Genomic DNA, 16,893 nt, shown 5'->3' on the forward strand with positions numbered 1-16,893 from the left:
CGCTCAGGAGAAGCGCGGAGCGCGCTTCTCGAGGAAGGCGGTGATGCCCTCCTTCGCCTCTCCGTTCTCGAACAGATCCTGCTCCTGGGCGACCTCGAACGCGAAGCCCTCCTCGAGCGGTGTATCGAACGACGCGTCGACCGTGCGGATGACGGCGCGCTGCGCGGGCAACGACATCGTGCACAACTCGGCCGCGAGGGCCAGCGCGGCGTCCGTGGCGGTGCCCGCGTCGACGAGTCGGTCGATCAGACCGATCGCGTGCGCCTCGGGGGCGAGGACCTGACGGGCAGTCAGCATGATGTCCAGGGCGCGGCCGCGCCCCACGAGACGCGGAAGTCGCTGCGTTCCACCGGCTCCGGGAATCAGACCCAGTTTCACCTCGGGCAGCCCGAACTTCGCGTCCGCGCCGCCGACCCGCAGGGTGCAGGCCATGGCGAGTTCGAGGCCACCGCCCAGCGCGAGGCCGTCCACCGCGGCGATCGAGATGCGGTCGGCCGAGGCGAGCCGGTCGAGTGCCCCACGGAGTCGATCACCGTATGCGGTGAAGGACTCGGCGTCCACGGACGACATGTGCTTGATGTCGGCGCCTGCCGCGAAGAAGCCCGGAATGTCCGAGCGGACGACGATCACCTTCACCGAGCCGTCGGCATCGGCTGCGTCGAGTGCGGCGTTCAGGCCGTCGATGATCGGCAGCCCGAGGGCGTTCGCCGGCCGTCGCTTCAACGTGATCGTCATGACGCCGGCGTCGACGTCGCTCCACGCGACTGCGGGCGTTGCGGTTTCCGACATGCACACCATCCTTCTCGGTCCAGTCCCAGGTGAGTGGCAATGTGCGCCCGGGGACGCATTGCCACTCACGTGGGGTATTGAACCAACCATACTAATTGTCGGACCGAAAAGGAAGGTCAGGGCCGACGAGGAAACTTCTCGAACTCCGGGCGCCGCTTGGCCTTGTACGCCTCCCGGCCTTCCTTCGCCTCGTCCGTCGAGTAGAAGAGCAGGTTCGCATCGTGGGCGAGCTGCTGAATGCCGGCCATCCCGTCCTCGGCCGCATTGAAACTCGCCTTCATAAGCCGGAGCGCGAACGGTGAGAGCTCGAGCATCTCGCGGCACCACTGCACCGTTTCCCGTTCGAGGTCGGCAAGGGGGACAACGGTATTGACCAAGCCCATCTCGCGCGCCTGCTGCGCGTCGTACTGCCGGCACAGGAACCAGATCTCCTTGGCCTTCTTCACCCCGACCAGTTCGGCGAGCAGACCCGCGCCGTAGCCGCCGTCGAACGATCCGACCTTCGGGCCGACCTGACCGAACCGGGCATTGTCCGCGGCGATGGACAGGTCGCAGACCAGGTGCAGGATATGTCCGCCGCCGATCGCGTAGCCGGCGACCATCGCCACGACCGGCTTCGGCAGGCGACGGATCTGGATCTGCAGGTCGGTGACGTGGAACCGGCCGACACTTCCCGCCTTCCCCGGCTCGGTGAGGTAGCCGGTATCGCCGCGCACCCGCTGATCGCCGCCCGAACAGAACGCGTCGGGCCCCTCCCCCGTCAGCACGATGACGCCGACCGAGGAGTCCTCACGGGCGTCGACCAGCGCCTCGGAGATTTCCATCAGCGTCTGCGGGCGGAACGCGTTGCGCACCTCGGGCCGGCAGATCGTGATCTTCGCGATCCCGTCGCCGCTGTGCTCGTATCGGATGTCCTCGAACTCACCCACCGGGGCCCAGGACACGAAATCCGTTGTATCACCGTTGTTCGTCATGCCCCGATCATAGGCACATCTGTAAACGATCGTTACCGTCCGACCCCTGCGAATACCGAACGCGCGGCCGGATGACTCCAGCCGCGCGTTCGGGAAAGCCTGGAGTCAGGACATCGTCAGACCGCCGCTGACCGACAAGGTCTGACCGGTGACGAATTCGGCCGCGTCGGACGCGAAGAAGGCCACCGCGGCACCGATGTCCTCCGCCTTGCCGAGGCGCTTCATCGGCACGGCGCGGGTCATGCCGCCGATCACCTTGTCCGCCTCCTGGCCCGAGCTGTCCGCGAACTTGCGGAGCGCAGGCGTGTCGGTCGGGCCGGGGCACACCGTGTTCGCGGTGACGCCCTTGGTCGCGACCTCACGGGCGAGGGTCTTGGTGAAGGCGATGATGCCACCCTTGGCGCCCGAGTAGACGGCCTCGAGGGACGAGCCGACGCGGCCGGCGTCGGAACCGATGTTGATGACACGGCCCCAGCCGCGCTCGACCATGCCCGGGACGGTCGCCTGGATCACGCGCAGCTGGCCCTTGAAGTTGATGTCGAGGATCCGGTCCCAGAACGCCTCGTCGGTTTTCAGGAACGGCATGAAGTCGTCCCAGCCTGCGTTGTTCACGACGATCTCGACCGGGCCGAACTGCTCGGCGACCTGCTTCACCGCGGCCTGCACCGACGCGGTGTCGGTCACGTCGACGGGGACGGCGATCGCCTGGCCGCAGGCGTCGCGGATGCCGGCGGCGGTCTCCTCTGCGACCTCCAGGTTGAGGTCGGCGACCGCGACGCGGAAGCCCGCGGCCCCGAGGGCGTCGGAGATGCCCTTGCCGATGCCCTGCGCACCGCCGGTCACGAATGCAACTCGATTACTCATGTTCTTCTCCGTCTGTGTCTTTCGTGGATTGATGGTAAGCCGACTTCAGCGCAGGCTCGATGCCCATTCGATGGGACCCGCGACGATCGAGTGACTGGTGAGCTTGCGGCCCAGCACCGTCTGGGCTTCGCGCGCCGCCTCGATGACCCGGGGAAGGTCGAGACCCGTCTCGACGCCCATCTCGTGGAACATGCTCACCAGGTCCTCGGTGGCGATGTTGCCCGTCGAGCCCGCCGGAACCGGGCAGCCGCCCAGCTCACCGAAGCTCGATTCGAAACTCGCGCAGCCCGCTTCGAGCGCCGCGTAGGCGTTGGCGAGGCCCTGGCCGCGGGTGTTGTGGAAGTGGGCGGTCACCTCGACACCCGGCAGCCGGTCGAGTGCCGCGGCGAAGAACTCCGACGCATACGCAGGGTTGCACATGCCCGTGGTGTCGCCGAAACCGATCTCGGTGGCACCGGCCTCGGCGAAGCGCTCCGCCAGATCCAGCACGCGGGTCAGGTCGACCTTGCCCTCGAACGGGCATCCGAACGACGTCGCGATCACCGCGGCGCAGTCGAGCCCCTCGGCGACGATCCGCTTGGCCATGACGTCGTTGTCGGCCATCGTCTCGTCGACGGTGCGATTGACGTTCTTCTTGTTGTGGGTCTCCGACGCGCTGACGAAGATCGCGACCTCGTGGAACTTGTCGCGCACCTTCAGTGCGTTGTCGAGCCCCTTGCTGTTGGGGACGAGCACCATCAGCTTCGTCTCGTCCGGAACGTCGATGCGCGACAGCACCTCGACCCCGTCCGCGAGCTGCGGGATCACGTCGGGCCGCACGAAACTGGCCACCTCGATCCGGGTGAACCCCGCCCGCCCCAGGGCATTGATCAACCGCACCTTGTCGTCGGTCGGAATGTGCTCCGGCTCGTTCTGGAAGCCGTCACGGGGACCGACCTCCCGGATCTGGACCCGCTGGGGACGCGTCATGGCGTCGACTCCTTTCCCCTCACTCCGCTGCGGATGCAAGGTCGTATTCCTCGAGATCGAATTCCAAGGTGGCGCGGTGTTCGGGTGCCGCAACCGCGATCATGCGGCGGGCGCGTTCACCGAGAGAACATCCGCGCAGTGCCGCGACACCGTGCTCGGTGACCACGAAGTCGACGTCGGCGCGGGCGGTGGTGACCGCGCCGTACTGCAGGGCGGTCTTGATCGTCGACTCCCCGCGAGAATCCGCGCGCATCGCGATGATCGAGCGGCCGCCGGTCATCGCCGCGGCCCGCGAGAAGTCCACCTGACCCCCCACGGCACCCGCGTAGGTGGTGTTGCGCATTTCCGCACCGACCTGACCGGTCAAATCGACCTCGATGGCCGAGTTGATCGACACGAAGGAGCGAAGCTGCGAGAGCACTTGCGGTGCATGGGTGTAGCTCGCCGGGCGGAACGCCACCGGAAGGCCGGGCAGCCGGTCGTACAGCGCCGCGGTCCCGAGCGCGGCGCCCGTGATGTGCAGGCCCGGATCGATCTCCTTCCGCGCCCCGGTCAGCACGCCCCGGTCGATCAGCCGGAGCGCCGCGTCGGAGATCATGCCGGAATGCAGCCCGAGGTCCTTGTGCCCCTCGAGAGCGGTGAGAACGGCCGACGGCAGTGTCCCGACGCCGATCTGGATCGTGTCGCCGTCCGCGACGAGATCGGCGACATTCCGCGCGATAGCGGACTCCGCCGCCGCGGGTGCGCGGTCCGGCGCCTCGAGCAACGGCCGGTCCGTCTCGACCGCCGCCGCGAACCGCGACAGCGGAATTCGCGGTGCGCCGAGCGTGACTGGCATCCGCCGGTTGATCTCGGCGATGAGGACCGGTGTGTGGTCGAGGGCGTCGGCGATGTAGTCGACACCGACGCCGAGCGAGCAGTTCCCGGCGGAGTCCGGCGGCGACACCTGCACGAAACCGACGTCGCACGGCAGCCGTCGTTCGGCGAAGAGCCGCGGCAGCGCCCCGTAATGGCAGGGCACGACCTCGAGCCGCGCGAGGCGCCGAAGCTCGCCGAGGCCGCCGTAGGAGACGACGGAGAGCTCGTCGGGCAGTTCGCTCGTCAACCGCCGATCCCAGGTGAGTCCCACGAACGCGCGGACCGGGCCGATCGACGAGACCTGGTCGAGCAGCGCGTGGACGAGCGGGGTGGGTTCCGCGCTCGTCTGGCTCCACCAGATCCCGTCGCCGGGCCGGATGTGCGGTGTCAGGTCGATCATCAGTCGATCCGCTGGATCAGGGTCGCCGTTCCCAGGCCGCCGCCGCAGCACATGGTCACCAGGCCGATTTCGGCGTCGCGCCGCTCGAGCTCGGCGACGATCGTCGCGATGAGCCGGGCCCCGGTCGCGCCGACCGGGTGACCGAGCGCGATCGCACCGCCGTTGACGTTGACCCGGTCCATGTCGGGCTTCAGTTCCCGCTCCCAGGCCAGGACGACCGAGCTGAACGCCTCGTTGACCTCGAAGAGATCGATGTCGTTCATGCTCATCCCGTTGCGGTCGAGCAACTTCCGGGTGGCCGGGATCGGCCCGGTCAGCATGATGATCGGGTCCACTCCGACCGTGGTCTGGTCGAGGATCCGGGCCCGGGCCCGCAGTCCGTGGGTATCGGCCGCCTCGCGGGAGGCGAGCAGTACACCGGCCGCCCCGTCCGAGATCGGCGACGAACTGCCCGCCGTGATGCGGCCGTTCTCCCGGAACACCGTCTTCAGCCCGGCCAGGCTGTCGAGGCTTGTGCCGGGGCGGACGGTCTGGTCGCTGGAGCGGGTCTCGCCGGCGAGATCGAGGGGGATCATCTCCGCGTCGAAACGACCCGCCTCGATGGCTTCGCTCGCCAGACGGTGAGAGCGGACGGCGAACTCGTCCATCTCCTGCCGGGAGATCTCCCACCGGTCGGCGATGAGTTCGGCGCTCTCGCCCTGGTTCACGAAGTCGTACCGGTCGCGCAGTGCTTCCGGCCACGGGTCCCCGTACAGTTCGGAGATCTTGGCCGGTGAGTTCATCGGCACGTGGCCCATGTGTTCGACACCGCCGGCGAGGACGATGTCGTGGGTGCCGGAACCGACGAGGGCGGCGCCCATCTCGACCGCGGTCTGTGCGGATCCGCAGCGCCGGTCCAGGACGACGGCCGGGACCTCCGGCGGGTAGCCCGCCTGCAGCCAGGCGTTGCGGCCGATGTTGCGGGACTGTTCGCCGAACGGTGCGGTGCAGCCGATCACGAGGTCTTCGACGACGGCCGGGTCGAGGCCGCTGCGGCGGATCAGGTCGGTGTACACCGCGCCGAGCATGTCGTTGGGGTGGGTGTCGCGGAACCAGCCGCGGTCGGGGTGCGACTTGCCCATCGGGGTGCGGGCGGCTTCGGCGATGACGACCTCGCGCGCGGAACGCTGGAAGGGGTTGCGCTTGTCGGCCATCAGATCACCGTTCCTCCGTCGACGGGCAGTACCTGGCCCGTGATGTACGCAGCGCCGTCGGATGCGAAGAACACGAAGCTCGCGGAAATTTCGTCCGGTTCCGCCCAGCGGCCCAACGGGATCCGCGCGAGTGTCTTGGCGGCGAGCTTCTCGTTGCTGCGGATGTTCTCCGTCATCTTGGTGGCGGCGAGCGGGGCGAGCGCGTTGACCGTCACCTGCTTCTTGGCGAGCTCACGCGCCAGCGACTTCGTGAGACCGATGATGCCAGCCTTCGCGGCACCGTAGTTGGCCTGCCCGATGGTGCCCACCAGGCCGGCCGCGGACGTCACGTTGATGATGCGCCCACTGCCGTCGGTGGGCAGGTACGGAAGAACGGCCTTGCTGCACACGAAGCTGCCGACGAGGTGGATGTCGACGATGCGGCGGAAGTCGTCCTCTTCGAGGTTCGGGAACATCGCGGGAGCGATGGCGCCGGCGTTGTTGACCAGGATGTTGAGCGTGCCGTCATTCAGCGACGCGGCCTGTTCCGCCGCCGCTGCGGCCGCCTCGCCGTCGCGGACGTCGAGGGCCGCGGACTTCGCCGAACCGCCGGCCGCGGTGATCTCCGCGGCCACCGCGGCTGCGGCGTCGCCGTCGACGTCGGTGACGAGCACGGCCGCACCCGCGCGGGCGTAGGCATGCGCCACCGAGGCGCCGATGCCGCTGCCGGCACCGGTGACGAGTGCGGACTTTCCGGTGAGTTCGAACATCAGTAGCTCCTGGGGAGGCCGAGGACGTGCTCGCCGAGGTAGTTGAGGACCATCTCCTGGCTGAGCGGGGCGATCTTGGTCAGGCGGGCTTCGCGGAAGTACCGGGCCACGTGGTACTCCTCCGAGTAGCCCATGCCGCCGTGGGTCTGCAGGGCACGGTCGGCGGCCTGGAAACCGGCGTCGGCGCAGAGGTACTTGGCCATATTGGCCTCGCGGGCGCAGGGCTTTCCGTTGTCGTAGAGCCACGTCGCCTTGCGCAGGACGAGTTCCGCGGCGTCGAGTCGGGCGAGCGAATCCGCGAGCGGGAACTGCAGGCCCTGATTCATGCCGATGGGCCGGCCGAACACCTCACGCTCGTTGGCGTACTGGACGCCCCGGCGCAACGCGGCCCGGCCGATGCCGAGGGCCTCCGACGCGACGAGCATGCGCTCCGGGTTGAGGCCGTCGAGAATGTACTTGAAGCCCTTGCCTTCCTCACCCACCCGGTCCTCGACCGGAATCTCGAGGTTGTCGATGAACAACTCGTTCGACGTGACCGCGTTGCGCCCCATCTTCTTGATCGGGCGGATGTCGACCTTCGAGCGGTCCAGGTCGGTGAGGAAGAGCGTCAGACCGTCCGTCTTCTTCTTCGCGTCCTCGAACTTCGTTGTGCGGGTGAGGAGAAGGATCTTCTCCGACTCCATCGCCTTCGAGATCCAGACCTTGCGGCCGTTGACGATGTACTTGTCGCCCTCGCGCCGCGCGAAGGTGGTGATCTTGGTGGTGTCCAAACCGGCGCCGGGCTCGGTGACACCGAAGCAGACGTGCAGGTCGCCGTCGACGATCCGCGGGAGCGTGCGCTGCTTGAGCTCCTCGGAGCCGTGCACGATCACCGGGTGCATCCCGAAGATCGACAGGTGCATCGAGCTCGCGCCGTTCATGCCCGCGCCGGAGGCGGCCACTTCCTCGAGCAGGATCGAGGCCTCGGTGATGCCCATCCCGTGCCCGCCGTACGCCTCCGGCGTGGTGATGCCGAGCCAGCCGCCCTTGGCGAACGCGTCGTAGAACTCGGTGGGGAACTCGTGTTCGCTGTCCTTCTCCACCCAGTACTGCTCGTCGAACTTGCCGGCGAGCTCTCGCACCGCATCTCGGATCGTCGCCTGATCCTCGGTCAGATCAAAGTCCACAGCACGTCCCGTCGTCGTTGGTTCCGTTTGGACTTAAATTACTAAAGGACAGACCAAAAAGTCAACGGCCGATCATCCAGCGGCCGGCAACAGGGGCAAATCCCGTGCGACGCGCTCGTTCCACACGCCCGGGCCGCCGAACAACTTCTCGTTCAACTTGGCGCGCTTGTAGTAGAGGTGCAGATCGTGTTCCCACGTGTAGCCGATCGCGCCGTGCATCACGAGAGCACTGTCGGCCGCCTGCACCGCATTGCGGGGCACCTGAGCCTTGGCGACGGCAGCATGAATCGCACGGTCGTCCAGACCGAGATCGACCGACGCCGCGGCGTAGTACGCAATGGACCGTCCCGCCTCGACGGACACGAGAATGCCTGCCGCAGCGTGCTTCACGGCCTGGAACGACCCGATCGCGACACCGAACTGCTGCCGCTGCTTGCTGTAGTCCACGGCGAGATGCAGCATGCGGCCCATCGCCCCGAGCGAGTCCGCGGCCACGAGCACGGCCGCCCGCAGTCCGGCGTCCTCGAGAGCGGTCTCGGCCTCGATGTCGAGACGCCGCCCGGTGACGCCCTCGAACCGGACATCCGCGGCCGCGCGGGACGGGTCGAGGAAGCGGTGCTGTTCGACCGTGACACCCGGGTCGTCGACGCGCGCAAGGTACAGGGCCGCGGTGCCGTCCGGGCCGGTCGCCGGGACAACCAGCAGTTTCGCCCGTTCAGCGCCGAGCACCGTGGCGACGCGGCCGGTCAGTGCGCCGCCCTCGTCGGCGCGGACCGAATCGGCGAGGCCGAACGGACGCGTCGCGTCGACGGCCACGGCCGCGAAACCACCCCCTGCCAGCACGTCGGCGGCGACGTCGGCGGGCAGCAGGGGCGCCGCGAGGACGGACGCGGTCCAGGCGCTCGACGGTGCGGCGTACCGGGCCAATGCCTCTGCGGTCAGCGCCAGTTCGAGCAGACCACCGCCCTGACCACCGATGTCTTCGCCGAGGCCGGCGGAGAACCAGCCTTCCTCGACGAATTTCTGCTCGAATTCGGCAGGATCTCCCGATTCACCCCACTTGCGGACATTCGCCGGAGCGGCGAACCGCCCGAGCCAGCCGTCCAGGGCTTCGGTGAACATTTCCTGCTCTTCTGACAGTTCCCAGCGCATAGAACTGGTCCTCTCGATGAGACGAAGAATAGGCTGCAAGACGAATGCAGCGAGAACCCAATGGTATATTAGGTCTGACCGTTAGACCAGAGAGGGCGGGGAGCCATGCCACCAGCCGTGCCGAACACCACCCGGAACGGGCGTTCCTCCATCCAGTTGACCCCGATGGAGGTACCGAAGGCGTCGGACGTCCTCGCGAACGAACTGCGCGAGCGCATCCTCAGCGGGGACTACGTCGAAGGCACACCGCTGCCACCGGAACGCGAACTCGTCGTCCAGACGAAGATGAGCCGCACCACGGTCCGCGAGGCCCTGCGCATCCTCGAGGTGCAGGGACTGGTGCGTATCAAGGCGGGCCGGGCCGGGGGCGCCTTCGTGCAGCGCCCGGGTGAGCAATCCATGGCCGACACGGTGGCCCTGCTCATCCGCGGTCGCCAGATCCGTCTCGCCGCTCTGCTCGAGACCCGCGAGGCGATCGAGCCGTTCTGCGCGCAACTCGCCGCCCGCCATCGCACCGACGAGGATCTCGCGCGACTCGACGCCGCCAACGACGATATCGCCGGTGCAGGCGACAGCCTCGACGACTTCCTTCAGGCCAACATCGACTGGCACGTCGCCGTCGCGAGCGCCAGCCACAACGAGTTGCTGTCGGGTCTGATGATCTCGCTGTCGCGGGCCATCTACGCCGCCACCGAAAACGAAGGCTTCATCGACGACAAGGTCCGCGAGATCACCGTCAAGGCGCACCGCTCCGTCACCAAGGCCATCCGCGACAAGGACGCCGACGCCGCCGTGCGTCGCATGAGCCGGCACGTCCACTCGTATGCCGAGTCGATCAAGGACTTCGAGAAGCGCACCGACATCCCACTCGACGAGTAGCTTTCACATTTTCCGTTTCGCCGAAGAAGGGGCCCACACCGTGCGGTGTGGGCCCCTTCTTCGTTACTCACATGTCGCCGCCCGCCACCACGGCGCGGATCTCGTCGATCGCCTCCGGGTTCTCGGCACCGGACAGGTCACCCGGGTCGGTCCCCAGGGCGGCGGCGCGCACCGCCCGGCGCAGGATCTTCGCCGACCGGGTCTTCGGCAGCCGCGACACCCGGTGAACCACGCTCGGCGCGAACGGTTTTCCGAGTTCCGCGGCAACGGCGGCGACCAGTTCGGCCGAGATGTCCGCCGTGTGGGCGTCCGCGCGGGGAACCCAGAACGCCCACACCGCCTCGCCCTTCTTCGGGTCCGGGACACCGACCGCCGCCGCCTCCGAGACCGCCGGATGCGCGGTGAGCACCGCCTCGACCTCCGCCGGGGCGAGGCGCTTGCCGGCCACGTTCATCACGTCGTCCGAGCGGCCCCGGATGTACCACTGGCCGTCGTCGTCGACGAGGGCGTAGTCGCCGTGCCGCCACATGCCGGGGAACGTCGACCAGTACGCCTCCAGGTAGCGTTCCTCGTCCTTCCACACCCCGCGCGTCATCGACGGCCACGGCTGCCTGCAGACGAGTTCGCCCTGTTCGCCGCGCAACGACCGTCCCGCGTCGTCGACGACGTCGACGTCCATCCCGAGCGACGGACCGCCCAGCGAGCAGCTGTGGATCGGCTCCACCGGGTACGGCGCCAGGAACGAGCCGCCCACCTCGGTGCCGCCGGAGAAATTGATGACCGGAACGCGGCCCCCGAACACATCTTGTGCCAGCCAGTCGTACGAGTCCGGATCCCAGGGCTCGCCGGTCGACCCGATCGTGTGCACGGACGACAGGTCGTACCGCGCCGCGACATCCGAATCCCGTCCGCGCAGGGTACGGATCAATGTCGGCGAGACGCCGAGCATGGTCACCCCGTGCCGCTGCGCGAGCTGCCACAGCCGGTCGGTGTCCGGCACGTCCGGCGAACCCTCGTACAGCACGAGGGTGCCGCCGTTGGCGTGGGTGCCGACGATCGACAGCGGCCCCATGATCCAGCCCATGTCGGTGATCCAGCAGAACACCCCGCCGGGCGTGAGGTCGAACGAGTACGCCACCTCGCTGGCTGTCTTCACGAGGAACCCGGCGTGCGTGTGCACGGCTCCCTTCGGCTTGCCGGTCGTCCCGGACGTGTACGCCAGCGCGAACGGCTCACTCGCGTTCATCGCCTCCACCGGGCCCGGGTCGCCGCCGTTGCCGAGCAGCTTCGCCCAGGAGATGTCGCGGCCGGTCGATTCTACGTCGACGCCGATGTTTTCGACCACGACGACCGACTGCACGGTCGGGCACGAGACGAGAGCCTCGTCGAGGGCCGGCTTCATCGTGACGGACTTGTGGCGCCGCACCGTTCCGTCCGCGACGATCACCACCTTCGCGTCCGCGTCCTGGATGCGGGACGCGATCGCGCTGGGAGCGAAGCCGGAGAACAGCGGAACCAGCACCGCGCCGAGCCGCGCGACCGCGTACACCGACACGACCGCCTCGGGGATCATCGGCAGGAACAGGGCTACGGCGTCCCCCCTGCCGACGCCGAGCTCCCGAAGTCCCGCGGCCGCCCGCTCGACGTCCGCCGCGAGCTCGCGATACGACAGGCTCCGGACGGTGCCGTCCTCCGCCTCGTGCGCGACCGCGGTCCGGTCGGCGGCCGCCGGGTCGGTGAGCCACCGCCCCAGACACGCGTCGACGACGTTCGTCTTGCCCCCGACGAACCAGTCCGGGTGCTCGATTCCGCGGGAGGTGTCGAGCACCTCGCGGTACGGGGTCTGGAACGGCAGGCCGAGATCGCGAACCACCGCGTCCCAGTACCACCGCACGTCGGCGACGGAACGGGCACGGAGTTCGCCCAGGCCCGAGAGCCCGTGGGCGCGGGCGAGCCGGGTGACGTTGGCGTTCTCGACGTACTCGTCGGTGGGATGCCAGGTGTAGTCGGACACGGTCAGCTCCTCGGCATGTCGAGCATGCGCTCGGCGACGATGTTGCGCTGGATGAAGGTGGATCCGCCGGCGATGGCGGTGCCGCGGGCCTGATATGCGAGCCGTTGCCACCGCGCTGTCTTCTGCTGGTCGTCGTCGAGGGCGAACTGCCCGCCGACAGGTTCGAGGGACAGCCGGAAGTCGGCGAGTTCCTCGACGAGCGGGCAGAAGAACAGCTTGCCGATCGACGTGACCGGCCCCGGCGGGCCGTCGTTGGCCGCGAGCGTGATGACGCGCTGGCCGATGAGGTAGTGCACGAGGGCGCGGCCGTACAGGTCGGCGACCTTCTGCCGGATCACCGGGTCTTCGCCGAGCGGGCGGCCCGCGTCGTCGGTCATCCCCGCGATGTCCGACACGATGTCGCCCACGGCGCGCTTGGTGTTGACGCGACCCGTCGCGATCGCCACCCGCTCGTAGGCGAGCGTGCCCATCGCGACCTTCCATCCGCCGTCGACCTCCCCGACGACGAGGTCGTCGGGAATGAACACGTCGTCGAGGAACACCTCGTTGAATTCCGCTTCGCCGAGCATGTGGGCGAGCGGGCGCACCGTGATGCCCTCACTGTCCATGGGCACCAGGAAGTAGGTGATGCCCTTGTGCCGCGGGCCGCCGCCGGTGCGGGCAAGCAGGATCGCGTGGGCCGCGATGTGCGCGCGACTGGTCCAGATCTTCTGCCCGTTGACCTTCCAGCCCCCGTCCACCTTCGTGGCCTTGGTGCGCAGCGAGGCGAGGTCCGATCCTGCCTCCGGCTCGGAGAACAGCTGGCACCAGATTTCCTCACCGGTCAGAATGGGCCGGAGGAACCGTTCCTTCTGCGCGGGTGTCCCGAAATCGATGATGGTCGGGCCAGCGAAGTCCTCGCCGATGGTGTTGAGCCGCTCCGGCGCACCCACGCGGTCCATTTCCTCGGTGAAGATGGCCTTGCGGATCGGGTCGGCGGCCTGACCGCCGTACTCCTGCGGCCACGACATCCCGCCGTAGCCGGAGTCGAAGAGCAGTCGCTGCCATTGCTGCCAGAACGGCACCTTGTCGACCAGATCGACCGGTTCCGGCCACGGCAGCGTCGGGACCACATTTTCGGCCCACTCCCGGACCTCTGCACGGAATGTGGCCTCGTCTGGGGAATCAGCGAGCTCCATTGCACCCTCCTCACGAATTTAGGCTCAATGATACTATAGGTCAGTCCAAAAAGGAGGCCCGGATGTCAGACCCACTCCCCGCCGGCGTCGTCGACCGCGTCGAATACGACGTCGAACGCGGCAAAATCCGCGAATTCACGCGCGCGACGTCCACGACCGACCCCGTGCACACCGATCCGGCCGCCGCGCGCGACGCCGGCTTCCGCGATGCGCCCGCGACTCTCACGCATACCGTCGTCGCCGGACACCAGCGCGACCAGCGCGCGTTCGTCGACTCGCTGGGCCTGGCCCTCGCGCGGGTGGTGGTCGGTTCGGTCACGTGGACGTACCTGCGACCGCTCACCGCAGGCGACCACGTGGTCGGCACCCGCCGCGTCGTCGACGACGTACAGCGAGAAGGCAAGCGGGGCGGGACGATGCGCGTCGTGACCCTGGAGACCGAGTACGTCGACGCCGACGGTGAACCCGTGGTGCGGCTCGAGGAAGTCCTGATCGAACGAGGAGAGCAGCGATGAGAACACCGGCCAAGGTCCGCGTCGGCGATGCCCCCGACCCTCGGGTGGTGGGCCCGATCAGCCAGACCGACATCGTCCGGTTCGCCGGCGCGGGTGGCGATTTCAATCCCCTGCACCACGACCCCGACTTCGTCGCCACCTCGGGTTTCCCGGGGGTGATCGCGATGGGGCAGATGCAGGCCGGGATCCTGGCCGGGTGGCTGTCCGACACGTTCGGCGTCGAGCATGTGCGCTCCTTCGGTGTCCGGTTCGTCGCCCCGGTCTTCCTCGGCGACACCCTGACCGTGGGCGGGACGGTCGTGACGATCACCGAGGCGAATGGTGAGTCGCTGGCGACCCTCGATCTCGTCGCCTCCGGCACCAAGGGCCCGGTCGTCACCGGATCGGCGACGGTCGTGGTGGCCGCGACCTGATCATTCACCTCGAACTACGAGAAAGGGGGCGAAGCCGATCGGCTTCGCCTCCTTTCCTTTCCGATCAGCTGACGGCCTGTGCCCGCTGCTGCCGGTCTGCCTCGATCTTCGCCGCGATCTGCGCACGGAGCACGTTCTTCTGGATCTTGCCCGTGGCCGTCGTCGGCAGCGCCTCGACGATCTCCAACCGCTCCGGAACCTTCTGAATCGCCACCCCCTGCTCGAGCAGGTAGGTCTTGATCTTCTCGAGGGTGATGTCGCCGTAGCCGGGCGCGGCGACGAGGTACAGACACACCGCCTCCCCGAGACGCTCGTCCGGCATCGCGACCGCGGCGACACCACGCACGGCGGGATGCGCCGCCAAGAGATCCTCGACCTGACGGACACTGATGTTCATGCCGCCGCGGATCACGATGTCCTTGGTCCGGCCGGTGACGCGCACGTAGCCGTCCTCGTCCATCCGGCCGAGATCCCCGGAGCGGGAATACCCGTCCGGCGTGAACAGCTTGGCCGTCTCCTCCGCGTTGTGGAGATACCCGAGCATGTGCATGGCGCCCTTGTAGGCGATGTCGCCTTCCTCGCCGCGCGGAACCTCGTCACCGAGTTCGTCGACGACCTTCACCGACTGCATCGGCAGCGGACGCCCGTCCGAGGTGAGCGACCGCTCGGGCTCGTCATTCACCGTGCACATGGTGGTGGTGACGTTTTCCGAGCGGCCGTACAGGCTGAGTACCTGCAGGCTCGGGAACAGTTCGGCCGCCTTGGTAACGAAGCTGGCGGGAATCGGGGCACCGGCCGCCACCCACAGCCGCATGCTGCTGATGTCGTGCACGGCGGGGTCGTAGGCGTCCATGAGCATCTGCAGGAACGTCGTGGCACTCACCGCGACCGTGCACCCGCGCTCCTTGATCTGCGCCATCCCGCGGACCGGCTCCCACACCTCGATGAGATGCGACGCCGCTCCGTGCATGAGCGGAAGGACGATGCTGGTGACCAGGCCGGTGGTGTGCGTGATCGGCGAGGGGCCGAACTGCACGTCGTCGGGTGTGTAGGCGAATCCCTTGGCCAGCAGACGGGATCCACAGGCGATCGTGTTGAACGTGTGGATGCAGCCCTTGGGTCGGGACGTGGTGCCGCTGCTGTAGACGATGACCATCGGCTCGTCCGGCCCGACGCCGGGCCCGAGTTCGGCGATCGCCTCCTCGGGTCCGATCTCCGCGAACAGCGACTCGAACGACATCGCGCGGTTCGGCAGTTCGCCACTCCCGCGGACGACGACGACATCCTCGAGCGACTCGACGGCACCCAGGATATCGGTGTACATGCCCGCGTAGTCGAACTTCTTGAAACTCTGCGGCGTAATCGCCAGCCGTACACCGGCATTACCCAGGATGTACTCGACGTCGTCGCGGCGGTAGATCGGCATGATCGGAACCAGGACGGCGCCCAGTCGCGACAACGCCACGGCGATGACCGCGAATTCGATCCAGTTCGGAACCTGCACCGACACTCGGTCGCCGACGGCGATCCCGTGACGCCGCAGGCCTACGGCAAGGCTCAGTGCCCTGTCCCGCAACTGCCGGAAGGTGATGCCGCCGCTGGTGTCGTCGGTCAGAAAGACACGGTCGCCCCGCTCGGCAACCTGGACCTCGAGCATGTCGAAGAAGGTGTCGCGGTGCCACTGCCCGGTGGCATAGAACTCTCGGATCTGTTCGTCCGAATAGCGATCGGTGACCGATGCGAACGCCATGGGATGCCTTCCTCTGAGCGCAGATATGAAGAGGGAATAAAAGACTCTGTGTTGGCCCTCACAATATAATGGTTAGACCGAAAGTGCAATGAGTTCGGACCCAGGCGATCAGCGCATGCTCCATACGGGAGAACGCTTTTCACGGAACGCGGTGACCCCCTCGACGATGTCGTCGGTCGTGAACGCGAGAGCGAGCTGCGACTGCAGCGCCGTGAGGGCGTCCGGCAGGGACATGTCGCGAGTGTTGTTGATCGCCTCCTTTCCGAGCCGCATCAACAGCGGCGACTTGCCCGCGAGCCGGCGGGCCCACGCCCGGACCTCCGCCTCGAAGTCGTCGTCCGGGATCACCCGGTTCACCAAACCCAGCTCGAGCGCGTCCGCGGCCGTGATGAGCTCGCCGTACATCATCAGCTCGTTCGCCTTGAGTCGCCCGACGTTCCGGTAGATGAGCGCGGAGATCATGAAGGGAAAGACACCGACGTTGATCTCCGGGCACCCGAACCGGACCGACTCCTTTGCGAGCACGAAATCGCACGCCAGCGCGAGCCCGAACGCGCCGGCCAGCACGTCGCCACCCGCCGCGCAGATCACCGGTTTCCCGAGGCCACCGATGAGTTGATACAGCCGCGGGAAGCGATCCAGCCCGGCATATTTGACGATCGTGGGCGTCTCGCTCGCGAACGCCTTGAGGTCGCCGCCCGCCGAGAAGATCTTCTCGTGCGACGACGCGAGCACGACGACCCGCACCTCCCCGTCGTCCCGGGCGCGTTCGAGGGCGGCAAGAAGCTCGTCGAGCAGGTCGTCAGACAGCGCGTTGCGGGTTTCGGGGCGATTGAGGGTGACAACGGCGATGTGCTCGTCGACGTCGTATCGCACAGGGTGCGCCATTAGGCCGGTCCTTCCATTTTGGTCGTACCATTCGACCCTAGTACGGGGTTCGCATCCGAGACAAGAACCTCCTCGGATCATTTTCGCGGAGTACGTGACGTATTTGGACTGACCATATACATTGGAGTCAGGCCGCGGGCGG

16 protein-coding genes are annotated in these 16,893 nt (G+C 67.7%); 3 read left to right on the top strand and 13 right to left on the bottom strand.

All coding sequences use genetic code 11. The features are described from left to right. Nucleotides 1–3: 3 nt before the first annotated feature. The 9 genes from DTA22_RS17255 to DTA22_RS17295 form a co-directional block, all read right to left on the bottom strand. Nucleotides 4–789, bottom strand: coding sequence for an enoyl-CoA hydratase-related protein (locus tag DTA22_RS17255; RefSeq protein ID WP_112300229.1), 786 nt, complete (start codon nucleotides 787–789; stop codon nucleotides 4–6). Between the two features lie 116 nt (nucleotides 790–905). After that, nucleotides 906–1,763 carry a 1,4-dihydroxy-2-naphthoyl-CoA synthase gene (gene menB, locus DTA22_RS17260; protein WP_037231243.1) on the bottom strand — a complete coding sequence of 286 codons (858 nt, stop codon included), beginning with the start codon at nucleotides 1,761–1,763 and terminating at the stop codon, nucleotides 906–908. A 105-nt stretch (nucleotides 1,764–1,868) separates the two neighbouring features. Continuing rightward, complete coding sequence (locus DTA22_RS17265) at nucleotides 1,869–2,627, bottom strand: SDR family NAD(P)-dependent oxidoreductase (protein ID WP_112300230.1); 759 nt, start codon at nucleotides 2,625–2,627, stop codon at nucleotides 1,869–1,871. A gap of 45 nt (nucleotides 2,628–2,672) precedes the next feature. Further along, complete coding sequence (locus DTA22_RS17270) at nucleotides 2,673–3,596, bottom strand: hydroxymethylglutaryl-CoA lyase (RefSeq protein WP_009475544.1); 924 nt, start codon at nucleotides 3,594–3,596, stop codon at nucleotides 2,673–2,675. Between the two features lie 19 nt (nucleotides 3,597–3,615). After that, nucleotides 3,616–4,854 (bottom strand): acetyl-CoA hydrolase/transferase family protein, encoded by a 1,239-nt coding sequence (locus DTA22_RS17275; RefSeq protein ID WP_112300231.1) that lies wholly within the window; start codon nucleotides 4,852–4,854, stop codon nucleotides 3,616–3,618. Continuing rightward, complete coding sequence (locus DTA22_RS17280) at nucleotides 4,854–6,047, bottom strand: thiolase family protein (protein WP_112300232.1); 1,194 nt, start codon at nucleotides 6,045–6,047, stop codon at nucleotides 4,854–4,856. Before DTA22_RS17280 ends, DTA22_RS17275 begins: the two co-directional genes overlap by 1 nt. Then, on the bottom strand, nucleotides 6,047–6,796 hold the full coding sequence (locus DTA22_RS17285) for an SDR family NAD(P)-dependent oxidoreductase (protein ID WP_112300233.1): 750 nt from the start codon (nucleotides 6,794–6,796) through the stop codon (nucleotides 6,047–6,049). The genes DTA22_RS17280 and DTA22_RS17285 overlap by 1 nt, the downstream gene beginning before the upstream one ends. Next, a complete protein-coding gene (locus DTA22_RS17290; protein WP_016882310.1) occupies nucleotides 6,796–7,962 on the bottom strand; it encodes an acyl-CoA dehydrogenase family protein in 1,167 nt (388 codons plus the stop codon). Before DTA22_RS17290 ends, DTA22_RS17285 begins: the two co-directional genes overlap by 1 nt. 72 nt (nucleotides 7,963–8,034) lie before the next feature. Next, complete coding sequence (locus tag DTA22_RS17295) at nucleotides 8,035–9,114, bottom strand: acyl-CoA dehydrogenase family protein (RefSeq protein ID WP_112300234.1); 1,080 nt, start codon at nucleotides 9,112–9,114, stop codon at nucleotides 8,035–8,037. A 117-nt stretch (nucleotides 9,115–9,231) separates the two neighbouring features. On the opposite strand from DTA22_RS17295, the gene DTA22_RS17300 reads away from it, so the two are divergent. Continuing rightward, nucleotides 9,232–9,993, top strand: coding sequence for a FadR/GntR family transcriptional regulator (locus tag DTA22_RS17300; RefSeq protein ID WP_012691748.1), 762 nt, complete (start codon nucleotides 9,232–9,234; stop codon nucleotides 9,991–9,993). Between the two features lie 67 nt (nucleotides 9,994–10,060). Here DTA22_RS17300 and DTA22_RS17305 read toward each other — a convergent pair whose 3' ends face one another. Together DTA22_RS17305 and DTA22_RS17310 are read right to left on the bottom strand one after the other, a co-directional pair. After that, entirely contained in the window at nucleotides 10,061–12,007 is a 1,947-nt protein-coding gene (locus DTA22_RS17305; RefSeq protein ID WP_112300235.1) for an AMP-binding protein, read from the bottom strand. Between the two features lie 2 nt (nucleotides 12,008–12,009). Continuing rightward, nucleotides 12,010–13,185 carry an acyl-CoA dehydrogenase family protein gene (locus DTA22_RS17310; protein WP_112300236.1) on the bottom strand — a complete coding sequence of 392 codons (1,176 nt, stop codon included), beginning with the start codon at nucleotides 13,183–13,185 and terminating at the stop codon, nucleotides 12,010–12,012. A gap of 62 nt (nucleotides 13,186–13,247) precedes the next feature. Here DTA22_RS17310 and DTA22_RS17315 point away from each other — a divergent pair, with 62 nt between their 5' ends. Both DTA22_RS17315 and DTA22_RS17320 read left to right on the top strand, forming a co-directional pair. Then, nucleotides 13,248–13,700 carry an FAS1-like dehydratase domain-containing protein gene (locus DTA22_RS17315; protein ID WP_112300237.1) on the top strand — a complete coding sequence of 151 codons (453 nt, stop codon included), beginning with the start codon at nucleotides 13,248–13,250 and terminating at the stop codon, nucleotides 13,698–13,700. Then, nucleotides 13,697–14,113, top strand: coding sequence for a MaoC family dehydratase (locus DTA22_RS17320; RefSeq protein ID WP_112300238.1), 417 nt, complete (start codon nucleotides 13,697–13,699; stop codon nucleotides 14,111–14,113). Before DTA22_RS17315 ends, DTA22_RS17320 begins: the two co-directional genes overlap by 4 nt. 64 nt (nucleotides 14,114–14,177) lie before the next feature. On the opposite strand, the gene DTA22_RS17325 is transcribed toward DTA22_RS17320, so the two are convergent. After that, nucleotides 14,178–15,863 (bottom strand): AMP-binding protein, encoded by a 1,686-nt coding sequence (locus DTA22_RS17325; protein WP_112300239.1) that lies wholly within the window; start codon nucleotides 15,861–15,863, stop codon nucleotides 14,178–14,180. Nucleotides 15,864–15,971: 108 nt separating this feature from the next. Next, nucleotides 15,972–16,751, bottom strand: a complete 780-nt coding sequence (locus tag DTA22_RS17330) for an enoyl-CoA hydratase/isomerase family protein (RefSeq protein WP_037231213.1) — start codon at nucleotides 16,749–16,751, stop codon at nucleotides 15,972–15,974. Between the last annotated feature and the right edge of the window lie 142 nt (nucleotides 16,752–16,893).

Origin of the sequence: Rhodococcus wratislaviensis (assembly GCF_900455735.1) — a bacterium.
GTDB classification, from domain to species: Bacteria; Actinomycetota; Actinomycetes; order Mycobacteriales; family Mycobacteriaceae; genus Rhodococcus_F; species Rhodococcus_F wratislaviensis.